Source organism: Streptomyces sp. NPDC104307 (assembly GCF_055584045.1).
Genome location: NZ_JBVJMU010000006.1, coordinates 241698 through 260811 on the forward strand (window position 1 = coordinate 241698; position 19114 = coordinate 260811).

Consider the following 19114-nt stretch of genomic DNA (forward strand, 5'->3'; position numbering starts at 1 on the left):
GCATCGCTCGGGGGTGGACCCGGGAAAGCAACGAGCTGGGGCCCGCACCCCAAGGTGCGGGCCCCAGCTGCGCGAAAGCTTCTCAGCGCGTGAGCGCCGGAGCAATCAGGTTCACGCGGGGGTGATGTTCTCCGCCTGCGGGCCCTTCTGGCCCTGCGTGACGTCGAAGTTCACCTTCTGGCCCTCCTGCAGCTCACGGAAGCCGGAGGCGGCGATGTTCGAGTAGTGGGCGAAGACGTCAGCGCCGCCACCATCCTGCTCGATGAAGCCGAAGCCCTTTTCCGCGTTGAACCACTTGACGGTGCCAGTAGCCATTTTTATCTCCTTCTGGGGCAGAGCCCGGGAACTCGCACTGTGCCAGTCCCACGTCGCCGCGATGATTACCCCATCCGGATAATGAGCCGGAAATACAAAAGTGCACCCACCAGCCAATTTAGCTGAGGAGAGCACTTGGAGTCTTTGGGAACCACAACTGCAACTGAGATCTACCGTAGCACAATGAATGCGAGCGGGCGCGGCAAGTAATTACACTCCACCCGGCGTGTCATAAACCCTCATCGCGCATTGCGTAAAATTCTGTGCTTGCCGCTGTAGATATTCGTCGCCGTACGGGTCAGTGCTTCACCGGCCCGGTGCGGCGGCGGACAGGTCCACCGCCGCACCGGGCCGTAAGGCACTGAACTCAGCCGCGTGCGAGCCTCAGCGTGATCAGCTCGAACGGGCGCAGCGACAGCTGGACACCGCCGTCACGGAGCTCGGGAACCACCGCGCCGGCCAGCGGCCGCTCCAGCAGATCGGTCACCGCGAGGCCCGCGGCCTCGAACCCGGTGGCGAGGCGGACCCTGGCCCGGCCGCCCGTCGACTCGTAGAGCCGTACGACCAGGTCGCCGCTCGCGTCGTCGGCCAGCTTCACCGCGCTGACCACCACCGCGTCGTTGTCGACGGCCACCAGCGGGGCGACCTCGCGGTCACCGGCGATCCGGCGCTCCGGCAGGTTGATCCGGAAGCCCTCCCGGACCGCGTCACCGATCGCCGCGCCCGGGGCGAGCGCGTGCCGGAAGCGGTGCACGCCCTGGTCGGTCTCCGGGTCGGGGAAGCGCGGGGCGCGCAGCAGGGATACCCGCACGGTGGTGGTCGTGCCCGCGTCGGCGTCGCGGACGGTGCGGGTCACGTCGTGCCCGTACGTCGAGTCGTTGACCAGGGCGACGCCCCAGCCCGGCTCCTCCAGGTGCACGAAGCGGTGGTTGCACGCCTCGAACTTGGCGGCCTCCCAGCTGGTGTTGGTGTGGGTGGCCCGGTAGAAGTGCCCGAACTGGGTCTCGGAGGCGTACCGCTCGGCGTGGATGTCCAGCGGGAACGCCGCCTTGAGGAACTTCTCCGTCTCGTGCCAGTCGACCTCGGTGTCGATGTCGAGCCGCTTGACGCCCGGCGCGAGGGTCAGCAGCTGGGTGACCTTCGAGTCACCGAAGCCTCGGACGATCCGTACGGAGACGGCGCCCTGGTCCTGGACGGGGGTGAGCTCGTCGAGGTCCGTCAGGTCGGTGACGGTGTTGCGGTAGAACTCGTCGACGTCCCACGCGTCCCACATGTTCGGGAAGTCGGGGTGGATCTGGAGCAGGTTCGCGGCCTGTCCCGGGGCCACCGTCTCGCGCCCGGCGGCGAGGTCGTACGCCGAGACGACCAGGCCCCGGGCGTCGATCTCCACCCGGAGCAGACCGTTGTCCAGGACGAAGCCGCCGCCGTCGCGCGGTGCGAGCGTGGCGCCGTCGGCGGGGGTGACGGGCGCCGCCGCACCGGCCGGGACGCCGCCGCGGGCGTGCGGGGCGGAGTTGAAGAGGAGGGTCCCGCCCGTCGCGGAGTCACCGGCCAGGGCGCGCTGCGCGGCGTCGACGATGCCGTTCAGCTCCTCGGCGACGGCGGCGTACGTCTTCTCGGCCTCGCGGTGCACCCAGGCGATCGACGAGCCGGGCAGGATGTCGTGGAACTGGTGCAGCAGCACCGTCTTCCAGATCCGGTCCAGCTGCTCGTACGGGTAGGCGGCCCCGGTCCGCACGGCGGCGGTGGCGGCCCACAGCTCGGCCTCGCGCAGCAGGTGCTCGCTGCGGCGGTTGCCCTGCTTCGTCTTCGCCTGGCTGGTCAGGGTCGCGCGGTGCAGCTCCAGGTAGAGCTCACCGACCCAGACGGGTGCGTTGGGGTACTCCGCCTCCGCCTTGGTGAAGAAGTCGGTGGGCGTCTCCCAGGTGACCGTCGCGGACCCTTCGAGGCTGCTCAGCCGGGCCGCCTTGGCGATCATCTCGCGGGTGGTGCCGCCGCCCCCGTCGCCCCAGCCGGTCGGGGCCAGGGAGTGCTGGGCGACGCCCTTGTCCTTGAAGTTCTTCGCCGCGTGGGCGATCTCGCTGCCCTTCATCGAGCAGTTGTAGGTGTCGACGGGCGGGAAGTGCGTGAAGATCCGGGTGCCGTCGATGCCCTCCCACTGGAAGGTGTGGTGCGGGAACTTGTTGGTCTGGCTCCAGGAGATCTTCTGGGTGAGCAGCCACTTGGAACCGGCCGCCTTGATGATCTGCGGCAGTCCGGCGGCGAAGCCGAAGGTGTCGGGCAGCCACGCCTCGTCGTTCTCGATGCCGAACTCGTCGAGGAAGAACCGCTTGCCGTGCACGAACTGGCGGGCCATCGCCTCGGAGCCCGGCATGTTCGTGTCGGACTCGACCCACATGCCGCCGGACGGCACGAACCGCCCGTCCGCCACGGCCTGCTTGACCTTGGCGTAGACCTCGGGGCGGTGCTCCTTGATCCAGGCGAACTGCTGGGCCTGCGACATCGCGAAGACGAAGTCCGGCTCGTCCTCCAGGAGGGCCGTCATGTTCGACGTCGTACGGGCGACCTTGCGCACCGTCTCGCGCAGCGGCCACAGCCAGGCGGAGTCGATGTGCGCGTGGCCGACCGCGCTGATGCGGTGCGCGGAGGGCTGCGCGGGCGTCGCGAGGACTTCCGCGAGCTGCTCGCGGGCGGCGGCCGCCGTGCCGTTGACGTCCTGGAGGTCGACCGTGTCGAGGCAGCGGCCGACGGCGCGCAGGATGTCCCAGCGGCGGGCGCCGTCCACCGGCAGCTCCTGCATCAGCTCGCCCAGCACCTCCAGGTCCTGGACGAGGTTCCACACGTGCTCGTCGAAGACCGCGAGGTCCATCCGGGCCAGCACGTACTGCTGCTCGCTGCCCGCGGTCTCCTTGTCGCCCAGCTGGGTCGGCAGGAAGGGGTGGTAGTCGAGGATCACCGGGTTGGACGCCGCCTCGATGTGCAGCAGCACCTCCTCGCCGCCCTCGGCGGGAGCGCCGACGCGCACCCACTGGTTGCGCGGGTTGAGGCCCTTCACCGGGGTGCCGTCGGGGCGGTAGACGAGCCCCTCGCACTGGAACCCCGGCATGTTCTCGTCGAAGCCCAGGTCGAGCAGCGCTTCCACCGTCCGGCCCGCCCACGCCTCCGGGACCGTGCCCGAGACCCGGAACCAGCTGGTGCCCCACGGAGCGCCCCACCGGTCCCCGACCGCGATCGGCTCCGTGGCACCGCCCAGGCCCTCCGCGACCGGGACCGGCTCGCCCGGAGCGTTCCAGACGGCGACGTCCAGCGGTACGGATTCCGGGTATACGGCCGGCCGGATGCGCTCGTCGAGGACGCGCTTCAGACGGGCTTCGACCAGGGTGCGGTCGTCGTGCATGAGGGTGGCTCCGTTGTGAGTGGGTGCGGGGGGGTGGGTGCCGGTGGGTTACCAGCGGTGCGTGGTGGTGGCGGCGCCGGACGTCGTGTAGAGCTCACTTACGGCCCTGACCTGCAAACGAGCGGCTTTCTCGGCCGGTTCCCGGCGCAGGGCCGGTACGAAGAACGCCGTGCCGCAGGTGCCGCCGAGGAAGCGCCGGGTGCCGTCGGGCAGGACGCGGTGCAGCTCGTAGTGGCGCGGGCTGCCGGGGGCCCGGTTCCAGCGCAGCCGCAGCCCGGTGCCCTCGCTTCCCGGGGACGCCCCGGTGACGCGCAGCCCGGTCGGCGCGGCCGGGGCCTTCGCCGCGCCGTCCCGTACGGCCAGGGCGCCGAGCCGCCAGCGCACCGGACCGGCCGCCGTGAGGCGTACGCCCAGCGCGCGGACCGTCCCGGCCAGGGAGTGCGGCCGGAGCACGGAGGTGGTCCAGCCGGTGCCGCCCGCCCGCAGTTCGCCCGCCGGGACGTACGTGTACGCGACCGGGTCCCCGGGCCGCTCCGGCTCGTGCCGGGCGACGGCGAGTTCGACGGTGACCGGGCCCGATCCCGCGTCGGTGCGGTGGGTGAGCTCGACGACGGTGCGCCGGTCGAACGGCAGCCGGGTGCCGTACAGCTCGACGGTCACGGGGGCGCCGGGTTCGCCGTCGACCAGGAGGCTGCTGCCGCCGTGCCAGGCGTCGTCGAAGTCGAAGGCCACGGACGGGGCCCGGCCCTCGGTGCGGACCACCCAGCGCCGGCCGGGCAGCCGGTCCTGGAGGCCCAGGTGGTTCCACTCCGCGTCCGAGGAGATCCGGCCGTTCTCGTACCAGCGCAGCCCGTGGCCGGTGTTGAACGTGCTGGCGAACGGCAGCCGGTCGACGGTCGAGCGGTCGGCGACCGCCGCCGCGGGGGCCCGCCAGCCGCCGGCCGGGTCGGGGCGGGCCGGGTCGAGCGACCGGCCGGTCCAGAACCGCTGGTCGGCGGCGTGGAACTGGGCGGGGGTGCGGCCTTCGGGGAGGTGGTTCAGGGTCCACTCGGGCCGGTAGAAGCCGTAACTGGTGGTGTGCGGACGGTCGGTGGGAATGATCGCGTCCCAGTCGACCGACTGGTTCCAGCCGGTCGACTCGACATCGACGCCCGCCCAGAGCTCGTAGCGGCTGCGCCCTGCGGCCTCGGCGTTCTCCCCGGAGGCGGCGAGCGTCGCGGGGGTCCAGCGGAAGTCCACGAACATCGAGTCCGCTTCCTCGAACAGCGCCGTGTTCTGCGCGTTGAGCGCGCCCTGCCAGCCGACCTCGCCCCGGACCGTCATCGCGTCGTACCAGGTGATCCGCAGCCCCGCCGACCTGCCGCGCGCCCGCAGATCGGTGACGAAGGCGAGCATCTCGGCGCCGAGCGCGGCGTCCCCGCCCTCGGTCTCCGCGTTGATGAACCAGCCGTCGAAGCCGTACGCGAGCGCCACCTCCACCAGCTTCGCGGCCAGCGGGAAGCGGCCGGCGGCGTCGCGTTGCACGAGGTCGCGCGTCCAGCGCAGGTCGCCGCCGTGGTGCACGGGCGGCAGGAACACGGTGCCGAGCACGGGCACGCCGTTGCGGTGCGCCGCGTCCACCACCGGGGCGTTGGGCGCGAGGATCAGGCCCTCTCCCGCGGAGCCGCCCCAGAAGACGAGCTCGTCGATGTACGCCCAGTGGTTCAGGGCGTAGTGATCGGCGGTCGCGGAGCCCTGGGACGGGTTCCCGGCCGTGTTCCCGAAGGCCACCAGGGAGCTGATCCGCGCCTGGCCGGTGCGGGCCGTCGGATTCACCGGGACGGGCGTGAACCGGTCCGCGAGCGGCACAGAGGCGGTGTTGAACGGCAGGTCCGGGTCGCTCCCGGGGCGCCAGGCCTTCAGGCTGCGCCAGGTGACACCGTCGCCGGGCTCGCCGGCCGGCAGCGAGTCCGGGAACCAGTAGGAGGCGTACGGCTGTCCCGCGCCCGGTCCGGACGGGGCGGTGGGTGCGGCAGCGGCGGGGGAGGCCGGTGCCAGGAGCGCGGCGGCGGTGGCGGCGCCCGCGAGGACCACGGTGCGGCGGCTGGGTGCGGCGGGGCGCGGCAGGGGTCGGTTCATGGTGTGCTCCGTATCGTGTGAGGTGCGATTCCGGTGCTGGGCACGGTGGTCAGGGGCGGGATCGGCCGCGCGGTCAGCGGACCTGTTCGGGCGTGAGCACCTCGGTGATACCGCGCGCGGCGAGGTGCTCCGCGTCGCCGGCCATGCTCGCGAGGACGGTCGTGGGGCGGACCCCGTCCGCGGTGAGCCGGGCGAAGGCCTCGAAGACCTCGCCGCCGGGGGCGCAGGTGGAGCGGCGGGGCGCGGTCGCGTCGTCTCCGGCGTCGACGACGAGGGCCGTGGTGCGGGGTGCGGGCACGCGGGTACGGGCGCGCTGTTCCCGGATGAGCTCCGCGATGGCGCGTCCGGCCGGTTTGACCTGCCGGTCGTTGGTCAGCAGGCCGAGCCCGTATTCGAGTTCGGGGAAGTCGGCCAGCGAGCGGGACACGTCGTGGGAGCACCACCAGGTGACGCCCCAGACGTCCTCGCAGTCCAGCGCGTTCTCGACGGTCGCGGCGGTGAAGGCGGCGGCGTGCTCGGCCGGGATCAGCGGGGCGGGGGCGCCGACCTCCTGGAGCCAGACCGGCCGGTGCGGGTCGAGGGCCCAGGCCTTGGAGAGTTCGATCAGGTAGGCGGCGTGGTGCTCGGTGGCGGTGCCGGTACGGCCGTGGCGCTGGGCGGTGCCGTTGAAGACCCAGGAGTGGACGGCGGTGACGGCTCCGGTCCGGGCGGCCTGCGCCGGGGTGAAGGCGTGGTCGTCCTGGTACCAGGCGGCGTCGTACTCGGCGTGCAGGTGGAGCTTGCCGGGCGCCCCCTCCTCGCAGGCCGCCAGCATCCGGGTCAGCCAGCTGCCCGCCTGTTCGGGGGTGATGCGGTCCGGGTCGGGGTGCGGGTCCCCGGAGAACTGGTTGATCTCGTTGCCGAGGGTCATCCCGATGAAGTGCGGCCGGTCCGCGAGGGCGGCGGCCAGGGTCCGCAGGTACTCGGCCTGGCCGGAGACGACGTCGGGGTCGGTGAAGAGGTTGCGCCGGTGCCAGGTCCGGGTCCAGGCGGGCAGGAAGTCGAAGCTCGACAGATGGCCCTGGAGCCCGTCCACGCTGACGTCGAGCCCGCGCTCCGCGGCGGCGTCGGCCAGCTGCACGAGCTGCTCGACGGCGCGCGGGCGGATCAGGGTGCGGTTGGGCTGGAAGAGCGGCCAGAGCGGGAAGACCCGGATGTGGTCGAGGCCGAGGCCGGCGATCGAGTCCAGGTCGGCCCGTACGGCGTCGAGGTCGAAGTCCAGCCAGTGGTGGAACCAGCCCTGGCTGGGCGTGTAGTTGGCGCCGAAGCGAAGCGGGGAGGAGCTCATACGGAACAGGGGTCCTGGTTCTGTGGTGCGGGTGGCGGCGTGCGGTCGGCCGGCGGGCGGCGGTCAGCCCTTGACGGCGCCCTCGCCGACCCCCCGGAAGAAGAAGCGCTGCAGACCGGCGAAGAGCACGATGAGCGGGAGCACGGCGATGATCGTGCCCGCGGCGACGAGCCGTTCGTCGTTCGCGAAGGTGCCGTGCAGGTAGTTCAGCCCGATGGTCAGGGTGAAGTGGTCCGGGTCGCTGAGGACGATCAGCGGCCACAGGAAGTCGTCCCACGAGCCCATGAAGGCGAAGATCGCGACGACGGCGAGGGTGCCCCTGACCGAGGGGAGCGCGATCCGCAGGAAGCGCTGCCAGACGTTGGCGCCGTCCACGAACGCCGCCTCCTCGATCTCCTGCGGGAGGTTGAGGAAGGCGTTGCGCATCAGCAGGACGTTCATCGCACCGATGGAACCCGGCAACAGCACCCCGAGCAGGGTGTTGTTCAGCCCGAGATCCCGCATGGTGGTGAACTGGGCGATGATGATGCCCTCCACGGGCACCAGCATGGCGAGGATGAACGCCAGCGTCGCGGCCCGCCGCCCCCGGTAGCGCAGCCGGGCCAGCGCGTAGCCCGCCAGGGCCGCGCCCACGCAGTTAGTGACCACGTTGGCGGCGGCGACCTTGAGCGAGTTGAACGCGTAGTCCCACACCGGGATGGTGTCGGCGACCCTGCTGTAGTTGTCCAGGGTCGGATGGCTGGGGAAGAACTTCGGCGGTGAGCTGAAGATGTCCTCGCCCGGCCCCTTCAGGGACGTCGAGAGCTGCCACAGGAACGGCCCCACGGTCAGCACCAGTACGGCGAGCAGCAGCACGTAGCGCAGGACGAGCTGCCAGGGCGCGATGCGGCGCCCTTCGGCGTCGGTGGTCTTCAGGAAGCTCACGCGTCCTCCTTGCGGTCGGCGCGCAGCACCAGGAGCATCAGGCCGACGGTGACGACGAAGATGACGACGGAGATGGCGGAGGCGTATCCGACCCGTCCGGTCAGTCCGGTGCCGACCCGCTGGACGAGCATCACCAGGGTGGTGTCCTCGCCGGCCGGGCCGCCGGAGGGTCCGGCCATCAGATAGACCTCGGAGAACACCTTGAAGGCGGAGACCGAGGACAGTGCCGCGACCAGCACCATGGTGGAGCGGATGGCGGGGACGGTGACGGTGAAGAAGCGGCGCACCACTCCGGCGCCGTCCACGGAGGCCGCCTCGTGCAGCTCGCGCGGGACGTTCGCCAGCGCGGCCAGGTAAATGATCATGTAGTAGCCCAGGCCCTTCCAGACCGTGACCGCCATCGCGCTGCCCAGCAGCAGCCACTGGTCGCTGAGGAAGCCCACCTTGCCGATGCCCACGGCTTCCAGGAGCGAGTTGATCAGCCCCCGGTCGTCGAGCATCCACACCCAGATCAGGCCGACGACGACGATGGACGCGACGACCGGGGTGTAGAAGGCGGAGCGGAAGAAGGTGATGCCGGGGATGTGCCGCTGGACGAGCATCGCCAGCAGCAGCGGCAGGATGACGAGCGCCGGGACGACGACCAGTACGTACAGCGCGCTGTTGCGCAGCCCGGTCCAGAACATCTCGTCGTGCAGCAGTTCGCGGAAGTTCGCCAGGCCGACGAACTTCCCCGGGACCAGGGTCCGCCGGTCGGTGAAGGCGTTGACCAGCGTGCTGAAGAACGGGTAGAGGCTGAACGCGCCGACCACGATCAGCCCGGGAGCCGCGAACAGCCAGGGGCTGAGGGGCAGATGGCGGCTGATCCGGCGGGCGGGCCAGGGGGCGGGGGCCGGCGCGGGTGCGGGGACGGGGGTGAGGGCGGGGGCGGAGGCGGGGGTAGTCACGAGGGGGCTCAGCTCTGCTGCAACAGCCGGTCGCAGGCCTTGACAGCGTTATCAAGGGCTTCCTTGGGGCTCTGCTTTCCCTGCAGCGCCTTGGCGATCTGGTTGCGCAGCTCGGTCTTCATCTGCTCGCTGAACAGCACCGGGGTGTAATTGACCGCCGTCTTGAGGGACTTGGCGGCGGCGACCCGGACGCGGGTCTCGTCGGTGCCGTCCTCCTTGGTGAAGTACGGGTCGTCGAGCGAGCCGGCGGTGCTCGGGAAGATGGCGACCTGCTTGGCGAACTCCATCTGCCGGGTCGCGTCGGTCACGTAGTGGGCGAAGGCCACGGCGGCGGGCTTCTGCTTGGTCTGCGCGTTCACCATGACGCCCATGACGTACATGTTGGCCTTGCCGGTGTTGCTGACCTGGTCGGTGATGCCGATGTTCTTGTAGAGGCTGGGCGCCTGCTTCTTGAAGTTGGCCAGGTCCAGCGCGCTGCCGGGGTTCATCGCCACGGACTCGGTGAGGAACTTGTGGCCGGACGACTCGGGCGTCGCGGTCAGCGCCTGCGCGTCGAGCCCCTTGACGTCGTACAACTCCTTGTAACGGGTGAGGAGTTCGATGCCCTTGGCGTCGTTGAAGGCGAAGCCGGTGCCTTCCTTGTTCATCAGCTGTCCGCCGTAGCGGCCGAAGTCCTCGATGGTGGGCACGTTCGCGAGTGCGGCGACCTTGCCCTTGCTCTTCTCGGCCAGCTTCCGCCCGTCGGAGAACACCTCGTCGTAGGTGGCCGGCGGCTTCTGCGGGTCGAGTCCGGCGTCCTTGAGGAGGCGCTTGTTGTAGAACATCGGCCCGGTGTTGAGGTACCAGGGGAAGGCGAACGTCCCTTCCGTGCCCGGTATCTGGTGGCTCTGCCAGGCGCCGGGCAGGTACTCCTTGCGGTACTTGGCGGCCGCCTTGTCGAGGTCCATCGCAATGCCCGCCTTGGCCAGCGGGGCCACCAGGTCGGGCGAGACGTTGACGACGTCCGGGAGGGTGCCGCCGGCCGCGTCCGCGCTGATCTTGTCCGCGTAGCCCTCGCCGGGCCGGTCGACCCACTTCACGTCCGTGCCCGGGTACTTCTTCTCGAAGTCCGCGATCACGCCGTTGAAGTAGTCCTTGAAGTTCGCCTGGAGGTTCCAGGTCTGGAAGGTGATCTTCCCTTCGACCTTGCCGGAGGCGTCGGACGAGCCCGAACCCGATCCGCCGCCGCAGGCGCTCAACGGCAGGACAGTGGCGAGGACGGCGGCAGTGGCGACTGCTCTGCGAGAGATGCGCACGGTGAACGGCTCCTTTGCTCGGACCAGGCGTGCGGACGGCGGACCGGAGGTCACCGACCGGCCGGATGCGTTCGCCCAGCAGACCCTGCAATGCGCGTGAAGGAAAGTCAATACATTGCCTGCAATTAGCTCGCATCTTTCGGCATACTGCCAGGTCAACGCGGTGTAGCAGCACATTGAAGATCATTGACTAATGCGCTTTAGGTGGTATCAGCTCAAGCGCATTAGTTGTCTGAGCTCTTCACTCTCGCCCCTCGGCCGCGAAGGCTTTACGATGCCCTCCGGGGGAGAGCGAACCCGACGACCCATGGCAGCGCACAGGGAACGCAGGAGAGAGGCACTCGGTGACACCGAAGCGGCCGCCGGCCGGGGACACCTCGCCGGCCAGACGGACGCCCGCGCGACGGCCGACCATGAAGGACATCGCCCAGCGGGCCGGGGTGTCGGAGAGCGCGGTGTCCTTCGCGCTCAACGACCGCCCGGGGGTCTCGGCCCTCACCCGGGACCGGATCCGGCGCGTGGCCGAGCAGTTGGGCTGGCACCCGAGCACCGCCGCCCGCGCGCTGTCCGGCGAGGGCTCGGCCACCGTGGGTCTGGTGGTGGCCCGCCCGGCGGCCAACCTGGGCGTGGACTCCTTCTTCCTCCAGCTGATCTCCGGCATCCAGGAGGTACTGGCGGAGCGCCGGCTCGGGCTGCTCTTCCAGGTGGTGGAGGACGTGGCGGCCGAGTGCGCGGTCTACCGGCGCTGGTGGGCGGAGCGGCGGGTCGACGGGGTGCTCGTCGTGGACCCGCGCACCGACGACCCCCGCGTCGGCCTGCTGGACGAACTGGGCCTGCCCGGCGTCGTCATCGGCGCCCTCCCCGGCAGCGACACCGGCCCCCACCCGGGCCTCTCGCAGATCCGCGCCGACGACGCGGGAGCGATGGCGGCCGTGGTCGGGCGGCTGCACGAGCTGGGCCACCGGCGCATCGTGCACATCGCCGGACTGCCCTCACTGGCGCACACCGACCGGCGCATCCGGTCCCTGCGCATCGAGGCCGACCGGCGCGGACTGACCGAGGCCCACTCGGTGACCACGGACTACTCGGACACCGAGGGCGCGGCGGTGACCCGCCGGGTGCTGGAGCACGGCACCCCGCCGACCGCGATCGTCTACGACAACGACGTGATGGCCGCGGCCGGGGTGGCGGTCACGGCGGGCCTGGGCTTCCGGGTCCCGGCCGATGTCTCCGTGGTGTCGTGGGAGGACTCCGCGCTGTGCCGGCTGACGGCACCGTGGCTGACCGCGCTGTCCAGGGACACGGTCGCCTTCGGCCGGCTCGCGGCGCGGGAGCTGACCGCGCTGCTCGACGGCGGCACGGCGCACACCATCCAGGTGCCGCTGCCCCGGCTCATCGAACGGGGCAGCACGGCAGCGGTGAACGGAGGCTGAGGAGAGGGGGCTGGGTGGAGGGGCTGAGGAGAGGGACCGGGGGGCGAGCTGCCCTACGGCGTCGGCCCGCGCAGTTCCTCGTTGAGCCGGAGCGCCTCTTCGAGCTGGTCCTCCAGGATCACGATGCGGCAGGCGGCGTCGATCGGCGTGCCCCCGTCGACGAGCTCCCGGGCGCGGGCGGCGATGCGGAGCTGGTAGCGGGAGTAGCGGCGGTGGCCGCCCTCGGAGCGCAGGGGGGTGATCAGCCTGGCCTCACCGATCGCACGGAGGAATCCGGGGGTGGCGCCGATCATCTCCGCGGCACGGCCCATGGTGTAGGCGGGGTAGTCGTCGTCATCGAGACGGTCGGCGGGATGCGCAGGGGTTTCGGGGGGCATGGGCACCTGCCGCGTGTCGCCGACTTCGTTGACCGGAGGAGAAACTCTCGTTGTGCGAGCCATCGTCTCTATCATAGCGGCGACAGATTTCCCTGGCCGGACGGGGGAAGTTATCTGAGCGGGCCGCCCCGGGGCCGCCTCTGCGGGGCTCTGCCGCCGGGTCCGTCAAGAACACTGACCGGCGGGTCAGTTGATGACTGCCTGCCGTCGGGCCATAATGCACGTGTAGCCCTTCACGCATCCCCCGTCGTGAAGGGCTACACCCCTGTGCGCGACCGGGTGCGCGGGGCCACGGGACCGGGTGCCCGAGGACCCTGCGTGTCCCACCCGTCACGGAAGGCACCGGTCGTCACGGAAGGCACCGGTTCACCGCAGGCGCCCTCAGCGAATTTCACGGGCAAGGGGCTCCCCTCGTGGTCCCCTGCCCGTGTTTTTTCGAGTTAACAGTGACGTAGAGTATTTGCGCAACCCTGCTCCTGCACCCCGGCACGGGATGTGCCACTACGTCCCCGTTCGGAATGCGCTCACGGCTCCCCGCGCTGGGGACGGCGGACCGGAGTTGGTTACAGTACGAGCCCGTTGACCGAATCGGACACCGCGCGGCACCGGACAGAACCGGGCGGGGCCCGGACACGTGGGGGGCCGGATGGACAGCGGAGAAGAACGCGCACCGGAGCTGCGGACGTTGCGGCAGAAGGTCGAGTACATGGTCGAGAAGACCTTCCCCGGCCGGAAGATCTCGGGACGGGTCTTCGCGGACCTGGTCAGGGAGCGCGGCGGATCGCTCTCGCACAGCTACTTCTCCAACATCCTGGCCGGCAAGGTCACCCAGCCCTCGGAGGACATCCTCAAGGCCCTCGGCCTCGGCTTCGGCGTGGACTGGCGCTTCTTCAAGGAGGAGTCCGAGGTCGTCGACGACGTCGTGGACGGTCTCCAGTTCCTGGCCAAGCGGCGCACCGGCGACATCAGCGGGGTGGCCGGCCGGGGCCTGGACGAGGACGGACTGCCCCCGGAGCTGCTGCGGTTCGCGCTGTCCCTGCTGGAGGACGCGAAGAACCGGCAGCGCCCGGCCGACGGCGGACCCCGGAGCTAGGGCATGTCCCTGCGCGAACTGCGGAAAGAGTGCGAGGCCGGACTCGCCGGGCTTCCCCTGCCCGCCCCCTTCACGATCGAGGGGCTGGTCGCGAACATGGAGACGGTCGGCGGCCGCAGCATCGTGCTGCACGAGATGCCCGACCGGCTGGCGCGCGTCAACGGCGTCTGCGGGCTGCGGCTCAAGGCCGGCGGGACCAGCTTCGTGCTCTACCGGCGGCGCCCCACCGCGTACCAGACCCAGCACGTCATCCTGCACGAGCTGTGCCACGAGTGGTTCGACCACGGCACCTCGCTGGACGCCGAGCAGCTCCAGCGGCTGCTGCCCGTCTTCGACACCTCGCTGATCTCCCGGGTCGTCGGCGCCGACGCGCTCCGGTCCCCGGACGCCGTACAGGCCCGCGCGGCGTACGACACCCACGACGAACGCATGGCCGAATTCGGTGCCTCGCTCATCCCCCGACTGGCCAGGGACGTGACGAGCGATGACATGGTGGGGCGGCTCGCCAACTCGCTCTCCCTCCCGGTCGCCCACCGCCGCCGGGGCCTGTTCCGCCGCACGTAGCACCGGAGCGACGTCCGTTCCGCAGCCGCATCGTTTCCCCCCACCCCGAGGACTTCCGCCGTGACCCCGCTCGACCTTGCCGGCTACCTGATAGCCGGCCTGATGACAGCCGTCGCCCTGTGGCGCATGCCGGCCGCCCTGCGGGGCGACGAGGCGGACAGACGCCGCCGGGCCCTGTGGGGCTGCTACGCGGGATTCGCCGCAGCCCTGTGGACCAAGACCCGGGCCGTGCGCATCGGGCTCAACGACAGCTCCGTCACCGACCTCTCGGTGCTGATCAAGCACTACACCGCGACGATCGCGATCCTGGCCATCCTCAGCTACATCGTCGCCATCTACGGCCAGTACGCCGACGAGGGGGACATCCCCCGGCACGTACGGTTCGCCCGGCTGATCCAGCAGGTCGCCGCCAAGGCGTCCGTCGCCACGCTGGTGCTGCTGACGGTGCTCTTCTTCACCGTCGTCGACCGTTCCGTCCCCTCCGACCGGTTCGTCGCCGACCACGCCGGGCAGTGGGGGGCGACGCTCTACATGAGCGTGTTCTACCTCTACCTCGGCACCGCCTCCGCCGTCTGCGCCTATCAGTGGGCGCTCGCCACCGCGAGCGCGCGGCTGCGGCTGCTCCGGATCGGCCTCGGCATGATGACGTTCGCGATGTTCATCGGGGTCGGCTACACCGTCAGCCGGACGCTGTTCCTCTGGGTGAGCGTGATCGACGATCCGAGCGAGGCCTTCGCGCTGCGCTTCGACGAGATCACCGAGGCCTCGCAGGTGGTGCTGTTCGCGTTCTTCGCGGTGGGCGCCTCCATCCCCGCCCTGGGCAACGTCCGCCGCCGCGCGAAGCTCTGGCGCGCCCAGGTGCGGCTGCACGCGCTCTGGTACGAGCTGATGACGGCATTCCCCGACCAGCCCTTCGACCCGCCGGCGTCCCTGCTCCGCGAGCTGACCCGGTTCGGCACCCCGGCGGACCTGCGGATCGACCGCTGGGCGGCGGACATCGCCGACGCGGTGGAGAAGCTGCGCCACTACGCCCCCGGCACCCTGCTCGACGCCGCCCGGGAGGCCGCGGGCGAGACCGCCGCGGCCACCACCGGACCGGAGCGGACGGGCCCGCTGACCGACGCGTACTGGATCAAGGCGGCCCTGGTCGCCCACGGCGACGGCGCGGCCCCCGGAGAGGCGACGGCGGTCGGCACCCAGCACGCGACCGACCAGGACGGCGAGGTCGCCTGGCTGGTCCGGGTCGCCGCCGCGTACCGCACGGTCACGGCGGAACGGGCCCGGCAGATCCTGGAGTCCTCCCGCACCGGACCGGAGCCGTCCGGAGCCGAGTCCGCCGGAACAGCAGCCAAGGAGCAGAGCGCATGAGCACCACCGACACCGCCGGCACCACCGATGCCTCGGGGACGGCGCGTACGGTCACCGATGTCTTCCAGCCACGTAATCTCCTGCTCGCCGGGATGCTCGCGACCGGGTTCGCGGCGGCGGGCGAGTGGACGGGACTGCTGTGGGGACTGCTCGGCGCGCTGTGCGCCGGGATCATCCCGGCCGGCTACATCGAGTGGGAGCGCGGGCGCGGCACCTGGGGCGACCGCCATGTCGTCGACCGCACCAAGCGGGCCCCGATCTTCTTCGTCATCCTCGGCTCCATCGGCGTCGGTTCGGCGGTCATGGTGCTCGGCGGTGCCCCCTCCGGCATCCTGACGGCGATGCTCGGGCTCTGGGCGATGACGGTCGTCCTGCTGGCCGTCAACACGGTCTGGAAGATCTCGGTGGACGCCTCGGTCGCCTCCGCCGTCGTCGCCCTGCTCGCCGTGGTCCACTCGCCGTGGTGGCTGTTCGGGTACCTGATGACGGCCGCCGTGTGCTGGTCCCGGGTCGCGCTCGGGTACCACACGGTCGGCCAGGTGACGGCCGGGACTGCGCTGGGCGCGGCCACCGCGTGCGCGTTCCTCTTCGGCTGAGCCGGGCACCCGCCGGGTGACCGGTGACCGTCCCGCCGAACGGGTCCGGTTCTTACGGCCCTGTGACGTGCCGACCGGGAAACGGCGCCCGGAGCCCGCGGCGCCCTAGCGTGGCCGTCATGCGCGTACTGGTCACCGGCGGAGCCGGGTTCATCGGGTCGGAGATCGTCCGGACCCTCACTTCGGCCGGGCACGAGGCGGTGGTGCTCGACGCCCTGCTCCCCTCGGCGCACGGCGCGGCGGCGGATCCGCCGGACGGCGGCGGGATCATCGTGGCGGACGTGCGCGACCGCGAGGCCGTGGACCGCGCGCTGCGCGGCATCGACGCCGTCTGCCACCAGGCGGCGATGGTCGGCCTGGGCAAGGACTTCGCGGACGCCCCGCTGTACGTCGGCTGCAACGACCTCGGCACCGCCGTACTGCTCGCCGCCTCGGCCGCCGCCGGAGTGCGGAACCTGGTGCTCGCCGGATCGATGGTGGTCTACGGCGAGGGCCGCTACGAGTGCCCGCGCCACGGCCCGGTGCGACCGGGGCCGAGGGCGGAAGCGGATCTGGCCGAGGGCCGGTTCGAGCCGCTCTGCCCGTCCTGCGGTACGGAACTGACCCCGGGTCTCGTCAGCGAGGACGCGCCGGTGGACCCGCGCAACGTGTACGCGACGACCAAGCTCGCCCAGGAACACCTGGCCGCCTCCTGGGCGCGCGCGACGGGCGGCCGGGCGGTGTCGCTGCGCTACCACAACGTGTACGGGCCCGGGATGCCGCGCGACACCCCGTACGCCGGAGTCGCCTCGTTCTTCCGCTCGTCGCTGGCCAGGGGCGAGTCGCCGCAGGTCTTCGAGGACGGCGCCCAGCGGCGGGACTTCGTCCACGTACGGGACGTGGCGGCCGCCAACGCGGTGGCCCTGGAGGCCCTCGCCGGGCTACGGGCGGGCAGCTTCGCCGCGTACAACACCGGGAGCGGGGAGCCGCACACCATCGGCGAGATGGCCTCGGCCCTGGCCGCCGCCCACGGCGGTCCGGCGCCGCGGATCACCGGTGAGTACCGGCTCGGGGACGTACGCCATGTCACCGCCGACTCCCGGCGGCTCCGCGACGAGCTGGGCTGGAAGCCCACGGTGGGCTTCGCGGAGGGGATGGCGGAGTTCGCGGCGGCCCCGCAGCGGGGCATGGCCGCGAGCCCGGCACGCTGACCGGGACGCTGACCGACCCGCTGAACGGCACGCTGACCGGCCCGCTGACCGGGACCGTCGCCACGCGTGCGCTCACGCCACCGGCAGGGTGACCTCGAAGCGGCAGCCGCCGGTGACGTTGCGGACCTCGGCCCGGCCCGCGTGCGCCTCGACGATTCCGCGCACGATGGCGAGCCCGAGGCCCGCCCCTGCCGGAGGCGTACGGGCGTCGCTGCCGCGCCATCCGGTGTCGAAGACCCTGGCGAGGTCCTCCTCCGGGATGCCGCCACAGCCGTCGGTCACCGACAGGACCACGCCGCCGCCCGTGCGTTGGGCGGCCACCGCTACGGTGCCGTCGGCGGGGGTGCGGCGGATCGCGTTGATCAGGAGGTTGCCCAGGACCCGGCTCATCTCCTTGCCGTCGACCTCCACCGGCACCGCCTCGATCAGGTCTCCGACCAGCCGTACGCCGTGCTCGCGGGCCAGCGGGTGCGCCCCGGCGAGCGCGTCGCCCACCAGGTCGTACACCGAGATCCGGGTGGGGCTGAGGGTGAGCGAACCGGCGTGGATGCGGGAGAGCTCGAAGAGGTCGCCGACCATGTCGTTCATCCGCTCCACCTCGGTGCGTATCTGCCGCAGATAGCGCCGCGAGTCGACGGCCATGCCGTCCTCCAGCGCCTCCGACATGGCCCGCAGCCCGGCCAGCGGGGTCCGCAGATCGTGCGAGATCCAGGCGACGAGCTCGCGCCGCGAGGTCTCCAGGGCGCGCTCGCGCTCCCGTGAACTGTCGAGCTTGGCACTGGTGGCGGCCAGTTCCCGGGTGAGGGCGGCGAGTTCGGCGGTGGCCGGGGCCTCGGGGGCCGCGAAGGTGCCGCCGTCCCCGAAGGACCGGGCGGCGAGGGTCAGATCGCGGCTGCGCGCCGCCACCCAGCGGCCGAGCAGTATCGCGGTGGCGAGCGAGACCACGGCGGCCATCGCGACGACGGTGGTGACCACGGAGAGGTCGTGCGGCGACAGGAACATCGCCCAGGCGACGGCCAGCGTCCCGGCGAGCATCGCGGTCACGGCAACCGCGGCGACCACGGTCAGCGAGACGACGAGCGAGCGGTGCCGGAAGAACCGCAGGACGAGTGCGCCGAGCAGTCCGGCCGCGGCGGCGCCCAGGAACGCGAACAGCGCGATGAGGAGTATGTCGGTCATGCCGGCTCCCCCGGACCGGCGAAGGTGTCCCCCCGGTCGGCGGGGGCGTCTCCCGGACCGGCAGGGCTGCTCCCCGGACCGGCGACGGCTTCCCCCGGTGGCAGGTCCAGCCGGTAGCCCACGCCCCAGACGGTACGGATCAGCTCCGGGCGGGCCGGGTCCGCCTCGACCTTGCCGCGCAGCCGGCGTACATGGACCGTCACCGTCGACAGGTCACCGAAGTCCCAGCCCCACACCTCGCTCATCAGCTCCTCCCGGGTGAAGACCCGGCCCGGGTGGCGCAGCAGGAAGGCGAGCAGGTCGAACTCGCGCAGGGTGAGGGCCAGCGCCGTGCCCTCCCGGGTGGCGCTCCTGGCCGCCGGATCGAGGACCAGGCCCGCGCCCTCGATCAGCGCGGAACGCCCACCGGTTATCGGGGCGGCATGGGCGCGGCGCAGTACGGAGTCGACGCGCAGGACGAGTTCGCGGGGGCTGAACGGCTTGGTGACGTAGTCGTCCGCCCCGGTCTCCAGGCCGAGGATCCGGTCGTCCTCGTCGCCGCGCGCGGTCAGCATGATGACCGGCACCCGCCCGTGCGCCCGCATCCGGCGGCAGACCTCGAAGCCGTCCATGCCGGGCAGCATCAGGTCCAGCACCACCAGTTCGGGGCGGCGGCGCGCGAAGCACTCCAGCGCCGCCGGTCCGTCCGCCGCACGGACCACCTCGTAACCGGCACCGGTCAGGTACCCGGCGACGACCTCGGAGACGGTCGGATCGTCGTCCACGACGAGGACATGACCGGGGGCGGGGACGGGGCCTGGTGCGGGGTCGGGTGCGGGGGTGGAGGCGGGTGCGGGCACGGGTGCGGGGCCGGACGCGGACGCCGGGCCGGACGCGGAAGCCGGGCCGGGGGCCTCGCTCGCGGCTCCCCGGCCCTCGGACGCCGGACGGGCCGGCGGGACGGGCTGCATGACTCCACCCTGGCACCCGCGCGACGCGCGCCGGACGCGCG

At 71.7% G+C, this 19114-nt stretch carries 16 protein-coding genes; 6 read left to right on the plus strand and 10 right to left on the minus strand.

The genetic code is table 11. The features are described from left to right. Window positions 1-111: 111 nt before the first annotated feature. The 7 genes from ACZ601_RS18470 to ACZ601_RS18500 all read right to left on the minus strand — a co-directional run bounded on the left by ACZ601_RS18470 (window position 112) and on the right by ACZ601_RS18500 (window position 10323). Window positions 112-315 (minus strand): cold-shock protein, encoded by a 204-nt coding sequence (locus tag ACZ601_RS18470; protein ID WP_015609674.1) that lies wholly within the window; start codon window positions 313-315, stop codon window positions 112-114. 367 nt (window positions 316-682) lie between these two features. Beyond that, window positions 683-3712, minus strand: a complete 3030-nt coding sequence (locus ACZ601_RS18475; RefSeq protein ID WP_469539029.1) for an alpha-mannosidase — start codon at window positions 3710-3712, stop codon at window positions 683-685. Window positions 3713-3760: 48 nt separating this feature from the next. Then, a complete protein-coding gene (locus tag ACZ601_RS18480) occupies window positions 3761-5830 on the minus strand; it encodes an endo-beta-N-acetylglucosaminidase (RefSeq protein WP_469539032.1) in 2070 nt (689 codons plus the stop codon). A gap of 73 nt (window positions 5831-5903) precedes the next feature. Next, window positions 5904-7157 (minus strand): glycoside hydrolase 5 family protein, encoded by a 1254-nt coding sequence (locus ACZ601_RS18485; RefSeq protein WP_469539035.1) that lies wholly within the window; start codon window positions 7155-7157, stop codon window positions 5904-5906. A 63-nt stretch (window positions 7158-7220) separates the two neighbouring features. Further along, the gene (locus ACZ601_RS18490) at window positions 7221-8081 is read right to left on the minus strand and encodes a carbohydrate ABC transporter permease (RefSeq protein WP_469539038.1); all 861 of its coding nucleotides are present in this window, start codon (window positions 8079-8081) and stop codon (window positions 7221-7223) included. Further along, window positions 8078-9028 (minus strand): carbohydrate ABC transporter permease, encoded by a 951-nt coding sequence (locus tag ACZ601_RS18495; RefSeq protein WP_469539040.1) that lies wholly within the window; start codon window positions 9026-9028, stop codon window positions 8078-8080. The genes ACZ601_RS18490 and ACZ601_RS18495 overlap by 4 nt, the downstream gene beginning before the upstream one ends. An 8-nt stretch (window positions 9029-9036) precedes the next feature. Beyond that, window positions 9037-10323, minus strand: a complete 1287-nt coding sequence (locus ACZ601_RS18500) for an ABC transporter substrate-binding protein (RefSeq protein WP_469539043.1) — start codon at window positions 10321-10323, stop codon at window positions 9037-9039. Window positions 10324-10736: 413 nt separating this feature from the next. Here ACZ601_RS18500 and ACZ601_RS18505 point away from each other — a divergent pair, with 413 nt between their 5' ends. Continuing rightward, window positions 10737-11756, plus strand: a complete 1020-nt coding sequence (locus ACZ601_RS18505; protein WP_440579307.1) for a LacI family DNA-binding transcriptional regulator — start codon at window positions 10737-10739, stop codon at window positions 11754-11756. 53 nt (window positions 11757-11809) lie between these two features. On the opposite strand, the gene ACZ601_RS18510 is transcribed toward ACZ601_RS18505, so the two are convergent. Then, window positions 11810-12133: a MerR family transcriptional regulator gene (locus ACZ601_RS18510; RefSeq protein WP_440578511.1), complete on the minus strand. Its 324-nt coding sequence runs from the start codon at window positions 12131-12133 to the stop codon at window positions 11810-11812. A 646-nt stretch (window positions 12134-12779) separates the two neighbouring features. Between ACZ601_RS18510 and ACZ601_RS18515 the strand changes: the two genes are divergently transcribed. From ACZ601_RS18515 to ACZ601_RS18535, 5 genes are all read left to right on the plus strand, one after another. Beyond that, a complete protein-coding gene (locus ACZ601_RS18515; protein ID WP_440578512.1) occupies window positions 12780-13226 on the plus strand; it encodes a hypothetical protein in 447 nt (148 codons plus the stop codon). A gap of 3 nt (window positions 13227-13229) precedes the next feature. Continuing rightward, window positions 13230-13790 (plus strand): toxin, encoded by a 561-nt coding sequence (locus ACZ601_RS18520; protein ID WP_469539048.1) that lies wholly within the window; start codon window positions 13230-13232, stop codon window positions 13788-13790. Window positions 13791-13850: 60 nt separating this feature from the next. After that, entirely contained in the window at window positions 13851-15158 is a 1308-nt protein-coding gene (locus ACZ601_RS18525; protein ID WP_469539050.1) for an MAB_1171c family putative transporter, read from the plus strand. Then, complete coding sequence (locus tag ACZ601_RS18530) at window positions 15155-15754, plus strand: hypothetical protein (protein ID WP_440578515.1); 600 nt, start codon at window positions 15155-15157, stop codon at window positions 15752-15754. The genes ACZ601_RS18525 and ACZ601_RS18530 overlap by 4 nt, the downstream gene beginning before the upstream one ends. Before the next feature lie 119 nt (window positions 15755-15873). After that, a complete protein-coding gene (locus ACZ601_RS18535) occupies window positions 15874-16944 on the plus strand; it encodes an NAD-dependent epimerase/dehydratase family protein (RefSeq protein WP_469539053.1) in 1071 nt (356 codons plus the stop codon). Window positions 16945-17016: 72 nt separating this feature from the next. On the opposite strand, the gene ACZ601_RS18540 is transcribed toward ACZ601_RS18535, so the two are convergent. Both ACZ601_RS18540 and ACZ601_RS18545 read right to left on the minus strand, forming a co-directional pair. Then, on the minus strand, window positions 17017-18123 hold the full coding sequence (locus tag ACZ601_RS18540) for a sensor histidine kinase (protein WP_469539056.1): 1107 nt from the start codon (window positions 18121-18123) through the stop codon (window positions 17017-17019). Next, the gene (locus ACZ601_RS18545) at window positions 18120-19073 is read right to left on the minus strand and encodes a response regulator transcription factor (RefSeq protein ID WP_469539058.1); all 954 of its coding nucleotides are present in this window, start codon (window positions 19071-19073) and stop codon (window positions 18120-18122) included. Before ACZ601_RS18545 ends, ACZ601_RS18540 begins: the two co-directional genes overlap by 4 nt. Between the last annotated feature and the right edge of the window lie 41 nt (window positions 19074-19114).

Coding starts and splice junctions, on each gene's coding strand:
- ACZ601_RS18535 (WP_469539053.1), top strand. CDS start 15,874: ATGCGCGTACTGGTCACCGGCGGAGCCGGGTTCATCGGGTCGGAGATC.
- ACZ601_RS18530 (WP_440578515.1), top strand. CDS start 15,155: ATGAGCACCACCGACACCGCCGGCACCACCGATGCCTCGGGGACGGCG.
- ACZ601_RS18475 (WP_469539029.1), bottom strand. CDS start 3,712: ATGCACGACGACCGCACCCTGGTCGAAGCCCGTCTGAAGCGCGTCCTC.
- ACZ601_RS18510 (WP_440578511.1), bottom strand. CDS start 12,133: ATGCCCCCCGAAACCCCTGCGCATCCCGCCGACCGTCTCGATGACGAC.
- ACZ601_RS18470 (WP_015609674.1), bottom strand. CDS start 315: ATGGCTACTGGCACCGTCAAGTGGTTCAACGCGGAAAAGGGCTTCGGC.
- ACZ601_RS18515 (WP_440578512.1), top strand. CDS start 12,780: ATGGACAGCGGAGAAGAACGCGCACCGGAGCTGCGGACGTTGCGGCAG.
- ACZ601_RS18505 (WP_440579307.1), top strand. CDS start 10,737: ATGAAGGACATCGCCCAGCGGGCCGGGGTGTCGGAGAGCGCGGTGTCC.
- ACZ601_RS18485 (WP_469539035.1), bottom strand. CDS start 7,157: ATGAGCTCCTCCCCGCTTCGCTTCGGCGCCAACTACACGCCCAGCCAG.
- ACZ601_RS18520 (WP_469539048.1), top strand. CDS start 13,230: ATGTCCCTGCGCGAACTGCGGAAAGAGTGCGAGGCCGGACTCGCCGGG.
- ACZ601_RS18480 (WP_469539032.1), bottom strand. CDS start 5,830: ATGAACCGACCCCTGCCGCGCCCCGCCGCACCCAGCCGCCGCACCGTG.
- ACZ601_RS18540 (WP_469539056.1), bottom strand. CDS start 18,123: ATGACCGACATACTCCTCATCGCGCTGTTCGCGTTCCTGGGCGCCGCC.
- ACZ601_RS18545 (WP_469539058.1), bottom strand. CDS start 19,073: ATGCAGCCCGTCCCGCCGGCCCGTCCGGCGTCCGAGGGCCGGGGAGCC.